2 protein-coding genes are annotated in these 2,071 nt (G+C 48.2%); both read right to left on the reverse strand.

The genetic code is table 11. From position 1 onward, the window contains the following. Positions 1-20: 20 nt before the first annotated feature. Positions 21-1,172: an IS91 family transposase gene (locus tag CJ305_RS19210; protein WP_099647837.1), complete on the reverse strand. Its 1,152-nt coding sequence runs from the start codon at positions 1,170-1,172 to the stop codon at positions 21-23. Beyond that, on the reverse strand, positions 1,172-2,071 hold a 900-nt coding region (locus CJ305_RS19215; protein ID WP_317044017.1), incomplete at its 5' end, for a tyrosine-type recombinase/integrase. The genes CJ305_RS19210 and CJ305_RS19215, both read right to left, overlap by 1 nt.

A 2,071-nucleotide genomic window follows, 5' to 3' on the forward strand; every position in this document is an offset into this window, starting at 1 on the left:
GCCCCTTAAAAGGGCTTTTTTTACTGTGCTTTACTATAATTTTTAAGTTTTTTGATCCAGTATTGCGGTGGTCCCCGTGCGGTAAAGGTCTCCAGGGTTATGAGTGTTCCTTTTTTACAGGTTGGGCATATTCGATGTTGCAGGGGCGGTTTTTCGTCGAGCTGTACCTGACCCAGGGTCTGACGCAAGTGGTCAAGACTTTCTCGTTTATGGTAAGAACTTAAGATTCCGTAATGGCGGATGCGTACAAAACCTTTAGGAAGAATGTGCAGGGCAAAGCGTCTGATAAACTCGCTGTCGCTCAAGTGCATCAGGGATTTCTTTCCCCCGTGGCGGTAATCCTTCACCGAAAACACCACACCAGTGTCATCCACATTTTTGATGCGGTGGTTGCTTATGGCGATCTTATGGGTATAGCGCCCCAGATATTCAACCACCTGAGGCGGTCCTAAAAATGGACGCTTGCAATAGACGACCCACTCTTTTTTGAACAGGCTTTGGTAAAGATTCTCCGCTTGTTCTGTTTTAACTTTTTTACGTAACCCTGCAACAAAACGAGCTCGAAACACCTTGCTCATAGCCTTGACCGGGAACAGGTAGCGTGCCTTACGGCAGCCAGGTTTCCCTTTGTTTTTGCCAGACTTCCATTTACCGCTTTTGGTGATCCCTCCACCAGGCACGATGCAATGCAGGTGGGGATGTAAGGACAGGTTTTGTCCCCAGGTATGCAGAATGGCAATCATCCCGGGGCTGGCACCCAAAAACTTAGGATTGGAAGCAAACCCTGTTATAACCTCCCAAGCGGTTTTGAACAGCAAGTCATACAAGAGTCTGGGCTCATACAGGCACAGGCGGTTGAGCTCTAAAGGCAGGGTAAAGACCACGTGGAAGTAAGGCACATTCAAGAGTTCTTCTTCCCGTGCCCTAATCCATTGCTCCCTTTTGTGCCCCTGACACTTGGGACAATGCCGGTTACGGCAACTGTTATAACTCAGGTGTAAGGTATTGCAAGAGGTATTGGAGCAGCGGTCAATGTGACCGCCCAGGGCAGCAGTGCGGCATTTACGCAAGGCGTGTAAAGTTCTTAACTGCCAGCTAGTGGCACAACAGCCAGCTAAGTCTTGTGTATTGCGATTTAATACCTGAGCTACCTCATACGTAGCCCTTGCCATCAGTCTTGCTTATAGAGTTTATCAAGCGGACTGAAGGGCTTTTGCCTGCCCAGTTGAGCCACGTGAAGATAGGTCAATGTGGTCTGTATATCTGCGTGCCCTAAAAGATCCTTTACACTCATAATATCAAGGCCCATCTCCAGAAGGTGGGTAGCATAACTGTGGCGCAGGCTGTGGGTGGTCACTTGTTTTCTTATGCCACTGTGTTTACGGGCTTCACTTACGATCCAACGCACCCCTTGAGTAGAAAGCGGGACAGCTTTACCTTCGCTAGTATTACCGGTAAAGCACCAGACTGATGGGTTTTCTGCTGCTAGGTAGTTCTTCAGACCGCGAACCTGCATCTTTGACAAGGGTACATAGCGGTCCTTTCGGCCTTTGCCCTGGCGCACGTGCAGCATCATCCGGTCAAAATCAAAATCCTTAACGTGAAGGTTACACAGCTCAAAACACCGCAGACCGCAGCCATAAAGCAGTGCCAGTACCAGGCGGTGCTTCAATAATTTTGGGGCTTTTAAAAGTTGCTTTACCTCCCTGAAACTTAAAACCACAGGAAGCTTTTTGGGACGCTCTATTGACGGGAGCATCACCTGCATTTCTTTACGGTTACAGATGCGATAGGCATACCTCAGGCCATAAACGGTATGCTTGAAGAAACTGCTCGACGGGGTCTTGTTGCGGGATTTTAAAACGTGTAGATAATCCAGAACCTGCTCTTCATCCAGATCAAGAGGGCTACAGTTAAAATGCAGGGCAACGTGGGAAAGACAGCGGGCATAGTTGGTCAGGGTACTCTGGCTCTTACCGGATAGTTCTACCGAGCGTTTTAATTTGAGGTACAATTCCCGAAAATCAGGTACAGATTCACAGGCTCGTTCAATCAGGGTACTACTTTTTTT

The organism is Leeuwenhoekiella nanhaiensis (assembly GCF_002744755.1).
Classification (GTDB): domain Bacteria; phylum Bacteroidota; class Bacteroidia; order Flavobacteriales; family Flavobacteriaceae; genus Leeuwenhoekiella; species Leeuwenhoekiella nanhaiensis.

Bases quoted from the DNA above. Each gene is read 5' to 3' on its own strand.
- CJ305_RS19210 (WP_099647837.1), bottom strand. From the start codon at position 1,172: ATGGCAAGGGCTACGTATGAGGTAGCTCAGGTATTAAATCGCAATACA.